The sequence below is a fragment of the Pseudomonas sp. WS 5059 genome (assembly GCF_012985525.1).
Classification (GTDB): domain Bacteria; phylum Pseudomonadota; class Gammaproteobacteria; order Pseudomonadales; family Pseudomonadaceae; genus Aquipseudomonas.
In genome coordinates this window covers 150,371-168,816 of sequence record NZ_JAAQWO010000009.1, presented here as the reverse complement: position 1 = coordinate 168,816, position 18,446 = coordinate 150,371, and the positions used below count along the sequence as shown (strand labels likewise).

General features: G+C 62.7%; 17 protein-coding genes. 3 read left to right on the top strand and 14 right to left on the bottom strand.

Annotated elements, in window-relative coordinates; all coding sequences use genetic code 11:
* Nucleotides 1-4 precede the first annotated feature (4 nt).
* From HBO12_RS24680 to HBO12_RS24635, 10 genes are all read right to left on the bottom strand, one after another.
* Nucleotides 5-1,210 carry a pyruvate dehydrogenase complex dihydrolipoamide acetyltransferase gene (locus HBO12_RS24680; protein WP_170043485.1) on the bottom strand — a complete coding sequence of 402 codons (1,206 nt, stop codon included), beginning with the start codon at nucleotides 1,208-1,210 and terminating at the stop codon, nucleotides 5-7.
* Complete coding sequence (locus tag HBO12_RS24675; RefSeq protein WP_170043484.1) at nucleotides 1,210-1,695, bottom strand: VOC family protein; 486 nt, start codon at nucleotides 1,693-1,695, stop codon at nucleotides 1,210-1,212. Before HBO12_RS24675 ends, HBO12_RS24680 begins: the two co-directional genes overlap by 1 nt.
* Nucleotides 1,692-3,884 (bottom strand): alpha-ketoacid dehydrogenase subunit alpha/beta, encoded by a 2,193-nt coding sequence (locus HBO12_RS24670; RefSeq protein ID WP_170043483.1) that lies wholly within the window; start codon nucleotides 3,882-3,884, stop codon nucleotides 1,692-1,694. Before HBO12_RS24670 ends, HBO12_RS24675 begins: the two co-directional genes overlap by 4 nt.
* Nucleotides 3,885-3,946: 62 nt before the next feature.
* Complete coding sequence (locus HBO12_RS24665) at nucleotides 3,947-4,780, bottom strand: SDR family NAD(P)-dependent oxidoreductase (RefSeq protein ID WP_170043482.1); 834 nt, start codon at nucleotides 4,778-4,780, stop codon at nucleotides 3,947-3,949.
* 125 nt (nucleotides 4,781-4,905) lie between these two features.
* Nucleotides 4,906-6,147, bottom strand: coding sequence for an OprD family porin (locus HBO12_RS24660; RefSeq protein ID WP_170043481.1), 1,242 nt, complete (start codon nucleotides 6,145-6,147; stop codon nucleotides 4,906-4,908).
* A gap of 116 nt (nucleotides 6,148-6,263) precedes the next feature.
* Complete coding sequence (locus tag HBO12_RS24655; protein WP_170043480.1) at nucleotides 6,264-6,986, bottom strand: ABC transporter ATP-binding protein; 723 nt, start codon at nucleotides 6,984-6,986, stop codon at nucleotides 6,264-6,266.
* On the bottom strand, nucleotides 6,983-7,738 hold the full coding sequence (locus tag HBO12_RS24650) for an ABC transporter ATP-binding protein (protein WP_170043479.1): 756 nt from the start codon (nucleotides 7,736-7,738) through the stop codon (nucleotides 6,983-6,985). Before HBO12_RS24650 ends, HBO12_RS24655 begins: the two co-directional genes overlap by 4 nt.
* Nucleotides 7,735-9,012: a branched-chain amino acid ABC transporter permease gene (locus HBO12_RS24645; protein WP_170043478.1), complete on the bottom strand. Its 1,278-nt coding sequence runs from the start codon at nucleotides 9,010-9,012 to the stop codon at nucleotides 7,735-7,737. The genes HBO12_RS24650 and HBO12_RS24645 overlap by 4 nt, the downstream gene beginning before the upstream one ends.
* 3 nt (nucleotides 9,013-9,015) lie before the next feature.
* Nucleotides 9,016-9,957 carry a branched-chain amino acid ABC transporter permease gene (locus HBO12_RS24640; protein WP_170043477.1) on the bottom strand — a complete coding sequence of 314 codons (942 nt, stop codon included), beginning with the start codon at nucleotides 9,955-9,957 and terminating at the stop codon, nucleotides 9,016-9,018.
* A 59-nt stretch (nucleotides 9,958-10,016) separates the two neighbouring features.
* Nucleotides 10,017-11,258 (bottom strand): branched-chain amino acid ABC transporter substrate-binding protein, encoded by a 1,242-nt coding sequence (locus HBO12_RS24635; protein ID WP_170043476.1) that lies wholly within the window; start codon nucleotides 11,256-11,258, stop codon nucleotides 10,017-10,019.
* 284 nt (nucleotides 11,259-11,542) lie between these two features.
* Between HBO12_RS24635 and HBO12_RS24630 the strand changes: the two genes are divergently transcribed.
* The 3 genes from HBO12_RS24630 to HBO12_RS24620 all read left to right on the top strand — a co-directional run bounded on the left by HBO12_RS24630 (nucleotide 11,543) and on the right by HBO12_RS24620 (nucleotide 13,966).
* Nucleotides 11,543-12,256 carry a FadR/GntR family transcriptional regulator gene (locus tag HBO12_RS24630; protein WP_170043475.1) on the top strand — a complete coding sequence of 238 codons (714 nt, stop codon included), beginning with the start codon at nucleotides 11,543-11,545 and terminating at the stop codon, nucleotides 12,254-12,256.
* A gap of 88 nt (nucleotides 12,257-12,344) precedes the next feature.
* Nucleotides 12,345-13,196, top strand: coding sequence for a shikimate dehydrogenase family protein (locus tag HBO12_RS24625; protein WP_170043474.1), 852 nt, complete (start codon nucleotides 12,345-12,347; stop codon nucleotides 13,194-13,196).
* 29 nt (nucleotides 13,197-13,225) lie between these two features.
* Nucleotides 13,226-13,966, top strand: a complete 741-nt coding sequence (locus tag HBO12_RS24620; RefSeq protein WP_170043473.1) for an SDR family NAD(P)-dependent oxidoreductase — start codon at nucleotides 13,226-13,228, stop codon at nucleotides 13,964-13,966.
* 7 nt (nucleotides 13,967-13,973) lie between these two features.
* On the opposite strand, the gene HBO12_RS24615 is transcribed toward HBO12_RS24620, so the two are convergent.
* The 4 genes from HBO12_RS24615 to purB form a co-directional block, all read right to left on the bottom strand.
* Nucleotides 13,974-14,300: a DUF2388 domain-containing protein gene (locus HBO12_RS24615; RefSeq protein ID WP_170043472.1), complete on the bottom strand. Its 327-nt coding sequence runs from the start codon at nucleotides 14,298-14,300 to the stop codon at nucleotides 13,974-13,976.
* A gap of 119 nt (nucleotides 14,301-14,419) precedes the next feature.
* Complete coding sequence (locus HBO12_RS24610; RefSeq protein WP_169956070.1) at nucleotides 14,420-15,493, bottom strand: class I SAM-dependent methyltransferase; 1,074 nt, start codon at nucleotides 15,491-15,493, stop codon at nucleotides 14,420-14,422.
* A gap of 45 nt (nucleotides 15,494-15,538) precedes the next feature.
* Nucleotides 15,539-16,987, bottom strand: a complete 1,449-nt coding sequence (locus HBO12_RS24605) for a class-II fumarase/aspartase family protein (RefSeq protein ID WP_169956068.1) — start codon at nucleotides 16,985-16,987, stop codon at nucleotides 15,539-15,541.
* On the bottom strand, nucleotides 16,987-18,420 hold the full coding sequence (gene purB / locus HBO12_RS24600) for an adenylosuccinate lyase (RefSeq protein ID WP_170043471.1): 1,434 nt from the start codon (nucleotides 18,418-18,420) through the stop codon (nucleotides 16,987-16,989). Before purB ends, HBO12_RS24605 begins: the two co-directional genes overlap by 1 nt.
* Nucleotides 18,421-18,446 lie beyond the last annotated feature (26 nt).

Here is an 18,446-nt window from a genome sequence, read left to right as displayed (position 1 = left end):
TTCCTCAGATCAGCATGCCCAGCGGGTTTTCCAGCAGGCCCTTGAACACCGCCAGCCATTGCGCCGCCAGCGCGCCATCCACCGCCCGATGATCCACGGACAGGGTGCAGCGCAGCACCGAACCGACCTTCAGCTCAGCGTTTTCCACGACCGGTTTTTGCTGGGTCGCGCCCACCGCCAGAATCGCCGCGTGGGGTGGATTGATGATGGCGCTGAACTGCTCGACGCCGAACATACCCAGGTTACTGATGGTGAAACTGCCGCCCTGGTATTCCTCGGGGCGCAGGCGCCCGTCGCGGGCGCGCCCGGCCAGTTCAGCCACATCCGTGCTGATCTGCGACAGTGCCTTGCTGTCGGCATTGCGCACTACCGGGGTGATCAGGCCGCTGTCGGTGGACACCGCCACGCAGACATCCGCCTGCTGGTAGCGGCGCAGCGCGGTGTCGGTCCAGGTCACGTTCATCGCCGGCACTTGGCGCAGGGCCACGCCGACAGCCTTGACGATAAAGTCGTTGATCGAAATCTTCCGTGGGGCGGTCTGGTTGATCTGCTCGCGCAGGGCCAGCAGCGCCTCCATGCGACACTCCACATCCAGATAAAAATGCGGCACCGTGGCCTTGCTCTCCACCAGACGCCGGGCAATGGTCTTGCGCATGCTGCTGTGGGGGATGTCCTCAAACTCGCTGGCCGATACCGGTGTCGCCGCAGGCACCAGGGCAACCCCAGCAACGGCTGACGCCTCGACGTCGCGCTTGACGATGCGCCCATTCGGCCCACTGCCCTTGAGGCTCGCCAGGTCCAGGCCCTTGGCCGCTGCCAGGCGACGGGCCAGGGGGCTGGCAAACACCCGCGCGCGGCTGTGCCCTTGCCTCAGCGGCGCGGCCTCGACCGCAGGTTGCGGCACAGGCGCATCAACCAGCACCGACGCACCGGCCTTGGCCAGCAGCGCGGCGATATCAACCTCGGTTTCGCCCCGGGAAAACAGCACCGCGATCGGCGACCCCACTTCCACTTCGCGGCCCGGTTCGACCAGGATCTTGCCCAGCACCGCATCTTCTTCAGCCGTCAGTTCGACCAAGGCCTTTTCGGTTTCAATCTCGGCGATGCAGTCGCCGGCGTTGATCGTGTCGCCTTCCTTGAGGGTCCAGGCCTGGATCGCGGCGTGGGTCGCGTTGGCCGACACCTCGGGCATATGTAAGAGCTTGGCCATCAGGCACTCCGCTGGTTGAACAGGTCAGGACGGTAGGCGGCGATGTCGGTGTACTCCACCAACTCCAGCACGTTGCCTTCCGGATCGCGGCAGAACAGCGCCTTGACGTCAGGGCGCAGCTGGATCGGCGCGTCGCCGGCAAAAAAACTCGCGCCGGCGGTTTTCAGGTCGGCCACCAGGCTGGCGATGTCTTCAACAATGAATGTCAGGTAACTCGCGTTCTGGCGGTCGAGGATCAATCCCGGCGCTTGCCGGCTCGGCGTGTGCTCTGGCGCCAGCAGCTTGATGCGTTCGCCATAGGGCGTCTGCAGGCGCACTACGCTGTAGCCGCCGTCGCTCAGGCCGACTTGCTGCGCGGCGGCAGCGGGCATTTGCACCTGGGTGACAAAGGTGAAACCCAGCACCTGCTGGTAGAACCGGCTGAGGGCCGGCAGATCGACACAGCAAATCCCTACTTCCATTGGAACCAGCATCTTCACGCTCATTGGTGCGCCCCTTTTTCGCGGATGACCTGTTGCAGGCCTTCGATCACTTCCTCGGTGCGGGCACACGCGGCGCGCTCCAGGACTTTGGAAATACTTGGCGAGCCTTCGCCGCCGGTTACGCGCTGGATCGGCTGGTCGAGCCAGTCGAAGCAACGGCGCTGCAATTCGTCAGCCAGCCAACCCCCATAGGATGTCCCCCGGGCACCCTGCTCGACGATCAGTACATTGTTGGTCTTGCGAATGCTCGCCTCCACCGTGGCCCAGTCGAAGCTGGCGCGGTCGAGGAAGCGCAGGTCAATCACTTCGGCGTCGACACCAGTCTGCTCCACCGCCTCCAGGGAATGCCCGACCATGCTCAGGTAGGTGAGGATCGTCAGGTCGCGGCCTTCGCGGCGCACGGCGGCGGTGCCGAATGGGATCTGGTAGTCGAGGTCGTCCACCGGCACCTCGCCGCTGTGGCTGTAAAGGTCGACGTGCTCGATCACCAGCACCGGGTCCTTGCAGGCCAGCGCGGCATTCATCAGGCCGATATAGTCGAACGGCGTGGACGCCGCGACGATGCGCCAGCCCGGGTTGGTCACGTAGATCCCGGCCGGATCCATGGAGTGCTGCGAGCCGTAGCCGGTGCCCATGGCGATCTTGGTGCGCAGCACGAGCGGCACATCACTTTGCCCGCCGAACATGTGCCGGGCCTTGCCGATCTGGTTAAACACCTGGTCGGCGGCAACCCACATGAAGTCGGGGTACATGAATTCCACTACCGGCTTGAAACGCCCGTCCAGGGCCATACCGCCACCCAGCCCGCAGAAGGCGTTTTCACTGATCGGGGTGCCGAGGATGCGCTCTGGAAAGCGCTCTTTCAGGCCACGGGTGGCACCATTGGTGCCGCCCTTGAGACGGTGTACATCCTCGCCCATCACGACGATGCTGGCATCGGTTTCCATGCGTCGGTTCATCACATCAGCGATGGCGTCAATGAACTTGCGTGGCTCCATGGCGCCGCGATAGGTGGCCTGTTCACTGGTGCGCGCAGCGGCCAGTTCGCTGAGATCGCCCCGGATACCGACATCGCGAAAGTCCGGCGATGGCCACAACTCAGGGCGAATCCGCCGCTTGCCCGGCTTGCCCGCGGGGTCGGCTTCCAGCAGAGCCGCTGCCGCCTGGGCCATTGCCTGCTTGACGGTGTCACGCAGGTTGGCCAGGCCGGCATCGTCGATCAGCCCGCGCTTTTGCATTTCCCGGGCCAGGCGCTCCAGCGGATCACGGGCACGCCAGCTCTGCTCTTCTTCCTTGCTGCGGTAACCGAATGCACTGCCGGGGAACGGGCCATTCTGATGGAAGAAGCGGTACACATCAGCCTCGATCACGGTCGGACCGTTGCCGGCGCGCATATGCGCCAGCGCTTGCTGCATGGCCAGGTACACCGCCAGCGGGTCCATGCCATCGACCTTCCAGCTCGGGATATTGAAGCCCAGCCCGCGTGCCGACAGGCGTGGCTCGGCCGTGGCCTCATCAACCGTGGTCGACACGGCGTACAGGTTGTTCTCGATAAAGAAACACAGCGGCAGCTTCCAGGCCGCCGCCAGGTTCATGGTCTCCAGCACCGAACCGATGTTCACCGCGCCGTCACCAAAATAAGTGACCGCCACGGTGTCGGTCTGCGCATGCCGGTGAGCCCAGGCGGCACCGGCGGCCAGCGGCACGCCGCCACCGACGATAGCGTTAGTGCCCAGGGCCCCTGCCTCGGCCCACTGCAGGTGCATCGAGCCGCCACGGCCTTTGCAGAAGCCCTGGGCCAGGCCGAGGATTTCCGCCAGAGTGCGTTGCAGCAGGTCCTGGATCGGCGCGTTGACCGCGGCGTTCGGGTCGATCCCTTCAGGCATCAGGTACACCAGCGCCTTGGCCAGGAACTGGTGGTGCCCGCGGTGCGAGCCATTGACTTCATCGGCCGCGCCCAGGGCGACAATCGAACCGACCGCGCCCCCTTCCTGGCCGATACTCGAATGTGCCGGGCCATGCACCAGGCCTTCACCGGCCAGCTCCAGCACGGTCTCCTCGAAGGCGCGGATCAGGTGCAACTGGCTGAGCAAAGTGCCCAGCAATGCAGGGTCGGCCTGCTTCCAGTCGGCGTCGGTGGTACTGAGCTCGACCCACGGCGAGGCCGGCGACAAGGCAACACTTTTCGGCATTTTACTTCTCCACAAATGAGTTCAATCGCGGGTCACGGCGGGCCCGCACAACGAGGGGCGAACTAAAAGCCGTTGGCCGTCCAGCCGCCGTCCGACACATAAATCTGCCCGGTGATAAAGGTCGCGCTGCTGGACGCGAGGAACAGCGCCAGCTCGGCCATCTCCCCCGGCTCGCCGAGGCGTTGCAAGGGGGTGCGCTGGCGCAGGGCCTCGACGTCGAGGCGCCCGGCCCGTTGCAGTTCTTCCACCAGCGGGGTACGGGTATAGCCTGGGCCGATGGCGTTCATTCGGACGCCGTGCCGTGCCCATTCCACGGCCAGGCATTTGGTCATGGAGACCACGGCGGCCTTGGTCGCGCAGTACGCGGTGCGATCGGCAGCGTGCGACACGCCCCACATCGACGAGGTGTTGATGATCACCCCGGCCTGCTGTTCTACCATGTAGCGCGCCGCCACCTGGGCGCAGAAGAACACGCTGTTGAGATTGATCTCGATGGCGCGCCGCCATTCGCTGGGGGTGATGTCCAGGGACGGCTTGTTGATCGACACGCCAGCGTTGTTGAGCAACACGTCGATGCGTCCAAAGCACGCCTTGGCATGCGCGAAAGCGGCCTCCACAGCGGCTTCGTCGGTGACTGAGGCCTGGAAACATTCGACCCGGGTCGCCGGGAAATTTTCCTGCAGCGCAACCTTGGCGTCCGCCATGGCCTGGGCGTTGATGTCGATCAGCAGCAGGTGCGCGCCATTGCGCGCAAAGCCTTCGGCCAGGGCCAGGCCGATACCGCTGCCGCCACCGGTCACCACCACCACCTTGCCGTGGATTCCGGCGTAGGCGCTGTGTTGAAAAACGTCGGCATCGTGCTGGGGCGTAGCGGGAGAATGATCTGGATGGGACATGGGGTTCTCACTTGTTTTTATGTCTGGTCATACATTTAAACAAACTTGTCAGACCAGTAGATAAAAGCTAACTCGCAGCCAGGGGTCTGTCAAAGGGATTTATCGAAAAAGTAGTACCCGAGCAATTAGAACAACGCCAGGTTGTAGCTGACGATCAGGCGGTTATCGTCCACCGAAGGGCCGAAGTTGGAGCGCACCATGGCATTTCTCCAGCGCAGCCCTAGGTTCTTCAATGGCCCGTTCTGGATCACATAGGACAGGTCGAAGTCCCGCTCCCATTCCTTGCCTCCGTTGCCACCGGCCACCGCCACATTGTCACCATTGACATAGCGCACAAAGGCGCTCAACCCCGGCACGCCGAGGGCGGCAAAGTTGTAGTCGTAGCGCACTTGCCAGGCCTTCTCTTGGGCGGCGGCGAAGTTGCGCACCTGGATATCACTGGGCAGCACGGTGGTGGTCGGGCTCAACCAGATAGTGCCGTCCTCGCCATACATGCGTTGCCAGGCGGCCATCAGGGTATGCCCACCGGTACCGGCACTCAGGGCGGTATAGAACGAGCGGTTATCGATCTGCCCGGCCTTGGCCTGGCCTTCCTCCTCGGAGTCCAGCAAACCGATATTGGCGCCCAGCGTCCAGGCGCCGACCGGTTGCTTGTGGGTGAACTGGATAAACCGCTGGCGGTAGATATCCTCCAGTTGCGCGCCCCACAGGCCGAGCATGGTGCGGTCCTGGTTGAAGCGGTATTCGCCGCCCAGGTAGTTGTAGCGATCGGACGTGGCGAAGGCGCGACCGTCGATAAACAGGTCTTCACGGTCGCTGGAGTTGCGTTGGGTGAAAGAGCGCATCTGCCCGGCATTGAAGGTCAGCCCGGTAATTTCCCTGGACGTCAGCATCGCACCCTGGAAGGTCTGAGGCAGCAGGCGCGCATCGTTGTACTGGAGGATCGGCAAGGTCGGCAGCAATTCGCCGACTTTAAGCTCAGTTTTCGACACTTTGAACTTGACCGCGGCCCCCAGGCTGGAGAAGTCATCCGCCGAGCCATTGCCATCGGCCGGCAGCAACAGGCTGCCGGTGCGCCCACCGCCGCTGTCGAGCTTGACCCCGAGGCGGCCGATCAGGTCGACGCCAACCCCCACGGTGCCCTGGGTGTAGCCGGACTGGGCGTTGAGCAGAAAGCCCTGGGCCCACTCCTCGCTCTTGGCCTTGGCGGAGCCACTGTCGCGGTAGTCGCGGTTGAAGTAGAAGTTGCGCATCTGCACATTGGCCGTCGCATCCTCGATAAAGCCGTGCTCCTGGGCCATAGCCAGGCCCGGCAAGGTGCTGAGCAACAACAGCGGTGGTGCGGTGAAGTGTTTGATCAGGTTCATTTTTATTGTTATTCCCGTTGGATTGCAGACGCAGCGACCCCTGGCGGGCCTCAGGGCCGCCACAGGATCAGCGTGGTAATAGCAGGCGAACCTGCCGGTTGAATGCGGTGTCGGCCCTAGACCGCCAGCCACTCCTTCATCAGGTTCGGGTCGTCTGTCAGCGCCTGGGGCGTGCCCTCGAAGACGATCCGCCCATGTCCCATCACACACACCCGGCTGGACACCTTGAGGGCGATGGTCAGCTTTTGCTCCACCAGCAGGATCGACACCCCGCGCCGGTGAATATCGCGAATGGCCTCGGCCACCACCGCGACAATCTTCGGCGCCAAGCCCTCGGTGGGCTCGTCGATCAGTAGCACCCTGGGGCAGCCCAGCAACGAGCGGCACAGGGTGAGCATCTGCTGTTCGCCCCCGGACAGGTTGCCAGCACCGGTATTGCGCCGCTCCCGCAGCCGGGGGAAGTAGTCGAACATCTGCTCGACAGTCCACGCGGTGGCGCCATCATTCGCCAACTGTTGCCCCATGCGCAGGTTTTCCTCGACGCTGAGGTTGGCAAACACCTCGCGCTCTTCCGGGACAAAACCGATACCGGCGCGGCTGATGCGGTACGGACGCAGCCCCGTCAGCTCGCGCCCGGCCAGGCGGATACTGCCGGCACTCGGCGGCACCAGGCCCATTACCGCTTTCATGGTGGTGGAACGCCCGGCGCCATTGCGCCCGAGCAGGCTGACCACTTCGTTGTGGCCGATGTGCAGATCGACACCATGCAGCACATGGCTCTTGCCGTAGTGCACATGCAGATCGCTGATCGACAACAGGTTTTGCGGGGTCGGGTTCATGCGCATTGCTCCTCACCCAAGTAGGCTTCCTGGACACGTCGGTCGGCGCGGATCTGGTCCGGCGTGCCGGTGGCGATCACTTCGCCGTAGACCAGCACACTGATGCGGTCACACAGGGAAAACACCACGTCCATGTCATGCTCGACAATCAGCAGCGAGCGGCCCTGGGTCACCTCGCGAATCAGGTTCAGGGCGTAGTCGGTTTCTTCATGGGACATGCCCGCCATCGGCTCGTCGAGCAGGATCACCCGCGGGTCACAGGCCAGGGTCATGCCAATCTCCAGGGCGCGCTGTTCGGAGTAGGACAACTCGGCCGCGCACACCGCCTGCTTGCCCTGCAGCCGCACCTGTTCGAGCAGTTGCTCGGTCTGTTCGCGTACCTCGGGGTAACACTGGAGCGAGCGCCAGAAGTGGTACTGCATCCGGTGTTTGCGCATCACCGCGATGCGCAGGTTCTCGAACACCGAGAGCCCGGGAAAAATATTGGTGATCTGGAACGAGCGCGACAGCCCCAGGTGGTTGATGTGCTGCGGCGAATAGCCCTGGATTGCCTCGTCTCCCAGGAGGATCTGCCCGCTGCTCGGCTGCAATTGCCCGGAGATCAGATGGAACAGGGTCGACTTGCCGGCCCCGTTGGGACCGATCACCGCATGCCGCTCGCCCGCGCGCAACTCCAGATGCGCCCCACGAATGATATGGGCCTCGCCAAAGGACTTCTGCACATCGCGTAACTGCAGGATCGCATCGCTCATGGTTGTTCTCCTTGGGTCCTGGGCTGGAGGGCGGAGGTGCTGGCCGGCGATTCATCGTCCAGCAGTTGCAACCATTGGCGGCGGGCCAGTTTCAACAGCAACAGCCCGGCCAGGCCCAATAACAACGGGGTGGCCCAGGTCAGCAGCGCACCCGGCAGCCATTCACGGCCGAACAGGCTAATCGCCGGCCACACTTGGTCCGCCACCAGCAGCGCCTGATAGTCCTGGCTGAACACCCGTTGCAGCGTCTCGATGGCAAACACCACCGCAAGGCTCAACAACCCGGCGCTGAGCAGCGCCGAGAACGCTGCGGGGATGATCGCCAACCAGCCGCGCCGACGAATCTGTGCACTCCAGCACAGCACCAGCCCGGCCAGGCCGCTGGGCATGAACATCATCACCAGCACAAACAGCAGACCCTGATACAGCAACCAGGATTGCGTGAGGTCGGAGGCGGCGTTACCAAAGAAGGTCATCAGGGCCGCGCCGAGCACCGGGCCGAGGAATACGTTGACTCCGCCGATGTAAGTGTTCAGCACCACCTCGGCAGAAAAACGCATGTCAAACAGCACGTAGTTGGCCGACTCCAGGTTCAGCGCCTGCAAGCCGCCGGCAATCCCGGCAAACATCGCCGACAAGGCAAACACCAGCACCCGCAGGCGATGCACGTTGTAGCCGAGAAATTGCAGACGGTGGCCGTTCTCGCGCAAGGCGAAGGTCAGGCGCCCCATGGGGGTCAGTGTGAAGGCGTAGAGCAAGGCAATCGACAGCACTACCCAGCCCAGCGTCAGGTAATACACCTGGCTGGCGTCCGCAAAATCCAGGCCCCAGGCGGCGGTGCGCATGGACGAAATACCGGCCTCGCCACCAAACAGCGTGCTCAGGTGCGGCGCCAGGGAGTGCAGCAACTCGGCAAGGGCCAGGGTGATCATGGAGAAGTACACGCCCGCCCGCTTAGTGGCGAACCAACCGGCGCACAGGCCGCAGATAAAGCCGCCCATGGCGCCAATCAGCGGTAACAATGGGGTTGGCAGCAGACCTTCGCCATTGAGTGCATTCATTGCATGCAAGGTGGCGAACGAGCCTACGCCAAAGTACGCCGCGTGGCCGAACGACAGCATGCCGCCCTGCCCGCACAACAGGTTGAAGGCGCAGGCAAACAAGGCGGCGATCAGCATCTGGATGGCCGCGTTGACCATCGCCGCCGGCAGGATGGCGGGCAGCACCAGCAATGCCAGCAACAGCAGCGCCAGGAGGATTTTCGTCAGTTTCATGGTTTATCCCTTCTCGCCCATCAGCCCGGACGGCCGGATCAGCAAAATCAGCAGCATCAGCGCGAACGGAATCGTCGCGGCGACGCTGGACACCTTGAGGATCATCAGCCCGCCCATCTGCTGCGCCCAGTCACCCGCCCCGACCAGGGCCAGCAGCGACGCCAGGCTGAGGTCCACACCCACGGCGAACGAGGAAATCAGCCCGATCAACAACGAAGCGATCATCGCCCCGGCCATCGACCCCAGGCCGCCAACCACGACCACCACAAACACAATCACTCCCAGCTCCAGGGCCATGTTCGGGTTGGTGGTATAGAAAGCGCCGGCCAACGCCCCGGCCAGGCCGGCCAGGGCCGCGCCGATGCCGAACACCGCCATGAACACCAGCGGCACGTTATGCCCCAGGGCCTCGGCCATTTGCGGACGATGGATGGCTGCACGCACGACGATGCCGACCCGGGTGCGGGTCAACAGCAGGTAGATCAGGCCGAACACCAGCAGCGAGACCACGCCCATCAACAGGCGATAGAACGGATAGTCGGTGCTGAACACCTGGAACGCGGCGAAGTTGAGGAACTCCGGCACCCGGTATTCAACGGAAAAGTTGCCGTAGAACAACTTGATCAGCTCGGCAATGATGAACGTCAGGCCGAAGGTCAGCAGCAGTTCGTGGGCATGCCCATGCTTGTGTACCCGGCGCAGGAAAAAGCGCTCGACGATGACCCCGAGCAGGCCCACCAGCAGCGTCGAAAGCACGACCGCAGCGCTGAAGCCGACAAACTTCTGTAGGGTGTAGGCCAGGTAGGCACCCACCATGTAGAAGGAAGCATGGGCGAAGTTGAGCACGCCCATCATGCCGAAAATCAGCGTCAGGCCGGCCGAAACCATAAACAACAGCAGGCCGTAGATCACGCCGTTAAGCAGTGAAACAGTGAGAAATTCCATAGGCGACTCCAGCGTTCGCGATGGACAGAAAGGCGCGCCGAGCGGCGCGCCATGCGGCGTCACTCGGGGCGTTGCATCTGGCAGGCATCCTGCACTGGCGCGGCGGCTTGATCGGCACTGAACGACTTGATCGGCACAAAGCCCATATCAGTGCCGTCGACTTTGTAGCGTGCGTCCTTGGACACCACCGACACCACGAACGGCATCAGCAGTTGGTGATCCTCGGCACGCATGCGCACCTCACCCAATGGGTTGCTATCGCTGGCTTTTTCCAGGGCCAGGGCGAAGCTGCGGGTATTGAGGCGGCCGTCTTCTGCCGCCAGCTTCTTGAGCACATTGCCGACCATCTGCAAGGCAAATACCGTCTGCGGCTCGATATAGGCCGGCAGATGGCCAGTCTTGGCCTGGTACTCGCTGGCAAAACGCTCGCCCTGCTCACCCGCCGCCTCGATATTGAACGGGTGGGACACGTAATGCCCCAGGGCAACATCACCGGCATTGGCCAGGTTGCCCGGTTGGTCGAGGAAGGCGGTACCGAAGCGCAGTTTCAGGCCGGCGGCGCGGCTGGCCTTCATCAACAGCAACAGGTCGTTGCCCCAGTTGCCGGTCAGCACGGTTTCGGCGCCGGAAGCCTGGATACGCGCGATGTAGGGCGAGAAGTCCTGGACCTTCTGCGTGTCGTGCAGGCTTTTGCCGACCAACTGATAACCACCCGCCGCGGAGTTTTCGGTGATGGCTTTTTCCATGTCCAGGCCCCAGCTGTAGTTCTGGTTCATGGAATAGACTTTGCTGCCCAGGGTGCCGGCTTCTTTCATGGCCGCAACCAGGGTCTTGACCCGGATCGGCGCGTTGCCGTTGAAACGGAAGTGGTAGAAGTGGCACTTGCTGCCAGTCAGCTCCAGCGCTTCACCGCCGACGTTGAGGAACACCACTTCCTTGCCTTTGTTGCGCAGGTTGTACTTGCGCACATCTTCAGTAATTTGCCCGGCAGCCACGGATGAAGCGCCCTGGACAATCATTTGCGCGCCGCTACCAATGGCAGCCTTGAGTTTTTCGGAGGCCCCCGCTGGGGTGCCCTGGCTATCGAACTCGAGTAGTTGGATCGGCTCGCCATTCCAGCCGCCTTCGGCGTTCAGCCGTTCGATCTGGAAACGCGTCGCGGCGCGGAACATTTGCCCGGTGGCAGCCGAAGGCCCCGACAGGGTCTCGACCAACGCCACCTTCAAAGGATCAGCGCAGGCGAAACCGGCGAACAGGGTCGTGCCAAGGGTGAGCAGACGCAGCGTGGTCTTGGAGTGCATGGAAACCTCGATTTTTTATTGTTATTTACAATCTGGTAGAACATCAGGCCTAACATGTCTGACCAGTTGGCGAAAACTACGTCAAGCCTGTCCCGAAGTCAAAGCACCTGAGTCAAGATTTATGATCTTTTTTGTTACGACCTCAGTTGCAGGCCTTGAGAACAGCCAATCCACCCCGGGATAATTTTTTCAAACACTTGTAAGACCACAGCTCAATCCTTCACTATCAACCGCCATCACTTCGATGCCCGTACCCGTGCTGCCTCCCGGCAGAGGACCGAACAATGAAAAGCGATAACGTGCACCCCAACCAGCCCCTGCCCATGGAGATCGTTCACTGGCTCAGTGGCGAGATCCAGTCCGGGCGGCTGGCCACCGGCGATCAACTGCCCAGCGAACGGCAACTGTGCGAACAGTTTTCGGTCAGCCGCGCGGTGGTGCGTGAAGCCTTGTCGCAACTCAAGTTCGAAGAACTGATCACCACCCAACAGGGCAAGGGTGCATTTGTCGCCAAGCGTGGTGAGCGTCATGCGTTTCGCTTGAAGGAAGTTTCGCTCGGAGAAGCCGACGCCCTGCTGCATATCCTCGAATTCCTGATCACCATCGAAGTGGGCGCCACGCGCCTGGCAGCCTTGCGCCATACCCCCGAAGACCTGAAGAAGATCCGCCAGGCCCTGGTCGGCATGGAGTACGCCATGGTCAATGACCAGTTGGGTGACGAGGAGGATTACGCCTTCCACCAGGCGATTGTCGCGGCCACCCATAACCCGCACTTCAAGTCGCTCAACGAGTACCTCGACCACAGCGTCCGACGCCTGATTCGCGAGGCACGCAGCAACACCGCCGAGATCTACAACGAGCTGATCCAGGACGTGCAGGACGAACACCAGGCGATCTTCCAGGCCATCCAGGCCCGCGACCCGGTGCTGGCAGGCGAGGCCGCCGAGCGTCACCTGCGCAATGCTGCCAAGCGTATGAACATGTACCTGCAGGCCTGATCTGCCTGCAGCACCCTTGACACCGAAAAGCGAAGCCTCCTACCATCCTGTCAGACAACAATAAAATATGTCAGACAGGTTCCTACTTATGAGTCCTACCAGAGCTCTGCCACACATCAGTGGCCAGACCCAACTGATCGGCATCGTTGCCGACCCGATCGCCCATGTAAAAACCCCGCAAGTCATCAACCATAGCGCCGCCAATCAGGGCCTGGACCTGGTCTGCGTGCCCCTCCACGTGCGCGGCTCGAACCTGCACAAGGTGCTGCTCGGCGTGGCCGGCATAGCCAACCTGCATGGCCTGGTGGTGACCATTCCATTCAAGGAAAGCATCGTTGAGTTGTGCGACGAACTGACCGACACCGCGCGGCAGGTCGGCTCGGTGAATGCGGTACGGATCGAGCCCGAGAGCGGTCGGCTGATTGGAGGCAACTTCGATGGCGAAGGCATGCTCGCCGGGCTGCACCAGCAGGGACACCGGCTGGAAGGCAAGCGTGTGCTGCTGGTGGGGGCCGGTGGGGCCGGCAAGTCGATTGCCTGGTCGATTGCCGGGCAACAACCGGCGCGGCTGGCGATCTACAACCGCTCCCCGGCCCGCGCCGCGGCCCTGCTGGAGCGCCTCGAAACACAGTTCCCCGACGTCGAATTAAGCCTGAGCGACGGCAATGCCCAGGACTTTGACGTGATCATCAACGCCACCTCCCTGGGGCTCAAGGACGACGACGCCCTGCCCCTGGACCCGGGCACCCTGCGGGCTGATGCGCTGGTTTGCGAGGCCGTGATGCGCGCCGCCGATACCGCTCTGCTGGCAGCGGCACGGGCGCGCGGCTGCCGCGTACACCACGGGCAACACATGATTTACGGGCAAATCGTGCAGATCTGCCGCTTTCTGGGGGTTGATCTGCAGCACGAACACCTGGCGCGCATTCTCGGCCCGTGAACCCTGGCATCCTTTCGGAGACAACACCCATGTACGATTTCAACAATCGCGTTCTGCTACTGACGGGTGCCAACGGCGGCATTGGCCGTGAAGTGGCGAAGCTGTTCTATCAATACGGCGCCTCGATGGTGCTCACTGACCTGGACGGCGATGGCCTGGCGGACTTCGCCCAGAAACTCGACGCCAGCGGCGAGCGCGTTGCAACCCTGCGCATGAACGCCGCCGACCCACAAGATTCGGCCAAGGCCGTGCAACTGGCCGTCGAGCGCTTTGGCGGCATCGACTTCCTGGTGCCATCGGCCGGTTTGTACCAGTCACAACCGATTCGCCAGATGACCGACGAACAATGGCGCCAGACCCTGGGCATCAACCTCGACGGCGTATTTTATCTGTGCCAGCGGGCGATCCCGGCATTGCGCGCCAACAGCGCAATCGTCAACCTGACCTCAGTCGCCGCCCACCGCGGTGCGTTTTCCAACGCCCACTACGGCACCTCCAAGGGCGGTCTGCTTAGCCTGACCCGCGCCCTGGCCCGCGAACTGGGCCCGAACACCCGGGTCAACGCTGTCTCCCCCGGCATCATCGAAACCCCGATGACCCAAAGCCTGATCGCCACCCGTGGTAGTGACTCGGTGGAGCAAACGCCGCTCAAACGCCTGGGACAGCCCAGCGAGATCGCCTCGGTGATCGCCTTTTTGTGCAGCAACGGCGCAAGCTTCATGACCGGGGAAGTGCTGCATGTGAATGGGGGGCTGTACATCGCGGGGTGAGCCCCCATCAGCCGGCGGCTGCGATCGCCAGGGCCAGTTGTGCGTCGGACATCAGCGGTGGCGTGTAGGTCGAGCGGTAAAACCTGCACGCCTGCTCGAACTGTGCTCCACGGATCTCGCCATCGGAGCCGATGAACGCCAGGGCATCGCTTTTGGATGATTTGAAAAGCTCTGGAATGTATGAAGTTCCTGCGGTGGCACCCGAGGTAATCACGAAGGGCGCTACCGAGGTGAGCATAAGCGCCCCCTGGAACGGGTTGTTGTTTTCCGCGGCTACCGCCAGATTGCCAACCGATACCAGTAGGACGATTGCCAGGGATTTGCGCAAATGCATGGGTGATTGCTTCCTTGCGTTCAGAGGGGCGCCACGATAACAGAGTTGGGCCATCCACCACGCAGGTGTAGCAAGAGCATGCCCGGGAACGTGTACGACACGCCCCCGGGCACGCTAGATCACGGCTTGAGTTCAAACAACGCCGGCATCGGCGGCCATTCGGAAGGCACCTTGCGAAAGTGGCTGAACCCGGCGGCTTGCGCCATTTGCCGTGCGCGCTTCTCGCCCATGAACGCCCCCAGCCCTGCCCCGCCGTGGGACAGTGAACAGGTCATGCAGTACAGGGTGCTCTGCGGGTACATCACTCGACCGAACAGGTTCATGTTCTCGTGAAGCTCATCGGACAGGTTGAGCTCAACCATCAGGTAGGTGCCGTCTTCGGCCGTCGCTGCGCGCAGGTCCTTGAGCATCTGCTGGGGATCGGTGGCATCGTGGATCACCACAAAGGTGGTCACAAAGTCGAATTGCTGGCCTCGCAGGGCATCCGAATCGTTCACTTCAAATTGCACCCGGTCACCGACCCCGGCGGCCTTGGCGTTGGCACGTGCCAGTTCGATGGAAGGCAGGTGGAAGTCGCAGCCGACAATACGGGCCTCGGGGTACGCCTTGGCCATGGTGATCGCCGCCAGGCCAGCGCCACAGCCGAAATCCAGCACGCTGCCGCCGGTCTTGAGTTTTTCTTCAACGCCGTCCAGGGAGGGAATCCAGTGCTGGACCAGGTAGTGCTTGTACCAAGGCATGGTCATGCGTTCCATGCCTTTCCAGGTTTCCAGCGGAAACGCCTCTTCAGCGCAACCACCGCCATGGCGAAAGGCTTCGATGACCTTGGGCGCCATGCTCACGAACGGCACACTCAGCTGGATGATCCCCCCGGCAAAATACGGCGAGTCTTCGTCGGCGAGTACCGGCACAAACTCGGCGGGCATCTGGTAGCGGCGGGTTTGCGCGTCGTACGTCACATAATTGCCGGTAACCATGCTGCCCAGCCATTCGCGCAAATAGCGTTGGTTGTAGCCACTCTTTTGCGCCAGCTGCTCCAGGGTCACGGCCTCGCCGTCGGCCAGTGTCTTGAACAAGCCAAGCTGGTCGCCGATGTAGAGCATCGCACCGCGCAGCGTGTTGCCGTAATCCTCCATGATCCGTGCGGAAAACTGCTGGACCTTGGCTTTATCAACTTCCATAACGTTTGACATCTGTCTCTCCTTGATAAGATTGCAAGCCTTCTCAGTAAGCAATAGTCAGCGGGCCGTCACGTTGGACAGCACGTTATCGACAATGCGTTCGGACATCCCCAGATGGCTTCGGGGCTCGAACAGCCGCGCCAGGACGCCTGCATCCATGACAGCGACAACCCGGGCATCGGCCTCGATCGCCGTGCGGATCGACACGTGATCGCGCTGGCTCGCCTGGGACACTTCGAAGATGATCTGGTAGGCACTGCTCTTGCCGAGCTTGCGGGCCATTTCGAACACCACGGCTTCGGTGCAGATCGCATCGCCATAGGCCTGGGCGGTGCATTCCATCTTCTTGACGTTAACGGTCAGCCCGTCGATGGTCTCGGTCAGGATCGAGAGTGCCATCAACGCATAGTGCGAAACGTCCGCCACCGCACACCATTCCAGGCGTGTGCCACGGTAATCGCGCTCGTGTTCGAGGATCATCGCATCCAGCGCCAGCATGACCTGGGCCTTGGCCAACCGCGCCAGGACCACGACCTGCTCGCAGCCTTCGGGGTTGCGCTTGTGGGGCATGGTGCTGCTGCCAATTTGCTGGTCGCTCCAGCCCACTTCAACTTCGCCGATTTCCCAGCGATTGAGCGTGCGGATTTCGTCGGCCACGCGGGCCAGCGATGCCGTGACCATGGCCAAGGTGCTGACGAACTCTGCGACACGGTCTCGGGACACATGCCATCCCGCCAGGGGCACTTGCAGCGACAAGCGCTGCGCGAAGCGCTCAAGCATAGGCATCGCGTGCGGACCAAACGCTGCCATCGTGCCGACCCCACCAAACAGCTGCACCACCAGTACTCGCTGGCGGGCCTCGGCCAGGCGCTGGCGGTGGCGCAACAGTTCGTCGATCCAGCCGGCGACCTTGAGTCCGAAGGTGGTCGGCAACGCAGGGATCGAATGGGTCCTGGCGACCATCAGCGAATCACGGTGCGCATCGGCCAGCGTCGACAGTTTGCCCAGCAAGGTCTCCAGGGCCAGGTCCATCGCGTCGAGGACGTCACGCATTTCCAGGGACTGGGCGGTGTCCTGGATGTCCTGGGTGGTGGCGCCGTAGTGCACGAATTCACGGGCACTCGGGCTGCAGTTTTTTTGCAGGGCGCTCAGCAATGGCATCAGCGAATGGCCGGTGGCAGCCACGCCCTCGGCCAGCTGGCGCACATTGATACCCGACAGCAAGGCGGCTTTTTCGATTTCCAGGGCCGCCTCGCGCGGGATGATATTGACATCGGCCTGGGCCATGGCCAGCGCGGCTTCCACATCCAGCCAGCGCTGCAAGCGGCAGTGACTGCAGAAAATCTTGCGGCTCTGCGGGCCGGCATAGCCTGAGCCATGGGTTTTCGAGTCGAGAATGTGGCTGTGTTCGTGGCGGCATTGCTCGCCGTCATGACCAAGGCCGAGGTGTTCCGAACGTGCGGTGCAAGACGCACGGGCTGCCATTTCCATCGTTTGCGAATCCATCACATACCCTCCATCGCGTACTGGGGCTGACCGGGGTTTCCTTGGGTTGCCATCACCGCTTCAAGGCCTTCGCTTGAACAGCGGGGTATTGCTTTGTTCGCCACCAGGTCGACCATCTGTGCTGCAAGCCCGGTGTAAGTGGTCGGGTCAAGCAGGTCGTCGAGCGCTTGGCGGGTAAAACAGCCGTGCAGACGCTTGTCGTTGAGCAGGGCCTGGCGAAAAGAAGCGCCCGCGCCCTGGGCCTGCTGGGCGATTTCGTGGACCAGGTGATGGGCCGTCTGCTTGCCCAAGCGAGGCGCCAGCGCGAGCATCACCCGTTCCGACAGGATCAGCCCGCCCAGCAAATCCAGGTTGCTGCGCATGCGCGCTTCGCGTACATCCAGCCCGGCCAGCAGCACGCCCTCCATACGGGCGAGCAAGGCACCGGCGTAGATGAACAGCTCCGGCAAGGCCGCCCATTCGATGCGCCACGTGGTGCCGTCGCGTTCATGCAGTTGGAACGCCGCATCGGTCAGCGCGAGCATCTGTGCGCGCACCAGCCGCGAAAGCGCGCTGATCAGATCCACCGTCGACGGGTTTTGCTTGTGGGGCATGGTGCTGCTGCCCACCTGCCCTGCCCGGCGGCCTTCGCGCACTTCATCAATCTCGGTGCGCTGCAGGTGGTAGATCTCATTGGCGACCCGGCCCAAGGTCGCCGAAGCCTGGACCAGCAACCAGGCCGCCTCCAGGATCCGGTCGCGGGCGCTGTGCCAACTGCTCAACGGCGCCCCCAGGCCAAGGCTTTCCAGGGTCCGGCGCTGCACCTCAAGCCCCTGTGGGCCAAACGCCGCCAGGGTGCCCACCGCGCCGGTCAGGTTGCCCACCATTACCCGGGCATAGGCCTCATCGAAGCGCTCAAGGTGTCGATCGATTTCATCGACCCACACCGCGACCTTGTAGCCGAACGTAGTGGGCAGCGCTTGCTGCCCGTGGGTCCTGGCGACCATCGGAGTGTGCTTGTGCCGCAGGGCGAGCGTGAGCAAATGCCCACGAATCCCCCGCAGGCGCTGCAACACCAGGCCCCAGGCATCGCGGACCTGCAAGATAAGCCCGGTGTCGAGGATGTCCTGGGTGGTCACGCCGTAATGCACGTACTCACCCAAGCCATCGGCACACAAGGCCTCCAGGGCGCGAATGGTCGGCACCAGGATGTGCCCGGTTTCCATGCTCTCGCGACCCAAGGCGTCAAGGTCGAGCAGCTCCACACTGGCCACCCGGGCGATTTCCCGTGCCGCTTCGTGGGGGATGATGCCCATCTGCGCCTGGGTCGCCGCCAGCGCGGTTTCAACATCGAGCCACTTCTGCACCTGATTGGCATCAGAGAAGATCGCGGCAAATTCCGGGGACGAGTAAGCGCCCCCGTGGATACGGGACTCTGTTATATGACTCGGCATGTCTGGGTACTCGCGTTGTCCAGGGA